Origin of the sequence: Streptomyces hirsutus (genome assembly GCF_001418415.1) — a bacterium.
In the GTDB taxonomy this organism is placed as follows: Bacteria; Actinomycetota; Actinomycetes; order Streptomycetales; family Streptomycetaceae; genus Streptomyces; species Streptomyces hirsutus.
Genome location: NZ_LIQT01000724.1, coordinates 1 through 1089 on the forward strand (window position 1 = coordinate 1; position 1089 = coordinate 1089).

The 1089-nt window shown below is 73.5% G+C and carries 2 protein-coding genes; one reads left to right on the plus strand and one right to left on the minus strand.

The genetic code is table 11. The annotated features are described in order from the left end of the window. Positions 1-329: sporulation protein (locus tag AOK11_RS37910; protein WP_167353884.1), on the minus strand; the 329-nt coding region annotated here is incomplete at its 3' end. 140 nt (positions 330-469) lie between these two features. Between AOK11_RS37910 and AOK11_RS37915 the strand changes: the two genes are divergently transcribed. After that, positions 470-1087, plus strand: coding sequence for a hypothetical protein (locus AOK11_RS37915; protein ID WP_055598153.1), 618 nt, complete (start codon positions 470-472; stop codon positions 1085-1087). Positions 1088-1089: the final 2 nt, after the last annotated feature.

Here is a 1089-nt window from a genome sequence, read left to right on the forward strand (position 1 = left end):
TCCCGGCCGTCCAGCTCGGTGACGGGTGTCTCCCACGGCAGCGTCACCCCGAACGGCACGGTGCGCGCCTCACCCTCGTCCAACCGGAACCCACCCCCGATGGCGAAGCGCTCGAACGGCACGGCGACCCCCCTCCCGCCGTCCTCCCCGTCCCGCACCCGGGCCACGAGTTCAAGGGCCACCTGCTCGACGTCGAACGCGGTGTCGCCGCCCACGAGCCGCACCTGCCCGGCGAGCGTCCCGCCGGGCCGGACGGGTCCCGGTTCCAGAACCGTGTCGACCGAGGGCCCGCCCACACCCGGCGAACCGAGCAGCCGCTTGAACACCATCGAGGCATCCGCTCCTTACCTGTCACATGCGTACATCTGCCGCGTACACCTGCATGCATCCGCGCACAGGGAACAACCGCGTGGAGCATAGAGGGGTTGCCCGGAAGGGTCCGTGCAGCCGCTGTGGCTATCATCCGGCCATGACCGTGCCCGACCGGGTCCTCGACGCGGGCCGCTTCCCCACCAGGGCGAAGTGGCTGGTCGTCGGCGCGCTGGTGGTCCTGTGGGTGCTGGCGCGGTACGTGGCGATCCCGGAGATCTGGAGCCTCCTCGACCGTGCCGAGGTGCTGGGAGCGGCGGCGACCTCGGGCACGCCCTCGGCAGAGGCCGGGGACGGGGCCTACACGAAGGTCTACACGGCGGCGTACGCGGTGTCGCTCGCCCCGGCGGTCACGGGGGTTCTCCTCTACCTGCTGTGGCGCGTACGGCACACGGTGGAGGAACGATTCCCCACGCCCGTCCTCCTCGCCCTCGCGGCCCTGGTGACCTGTCAGGTGGCGTCCGTGGCGGCCGGGTGGGGCGACCCGTACACGGGCAGCGCGCTCGAGGAGGAGCTGGAGGGCGCCGGCATCAGCCTGTGGGCGCGGGGCGCCGTCGAACGCGGCTGGTACGTCGGCTACGCGGGGCTCGCTCTGGGCGCGGCGGCCCTGGCCTTCGCGTTCACCCGCCCGCCCCGCCACCAGCCCCGCTGGACCCTGGCCCTGGTCCCCGTCGCCGTGGCCGTGCCGTGGGCCGCCCTCGCGGGCCCGTACTTCTGAGG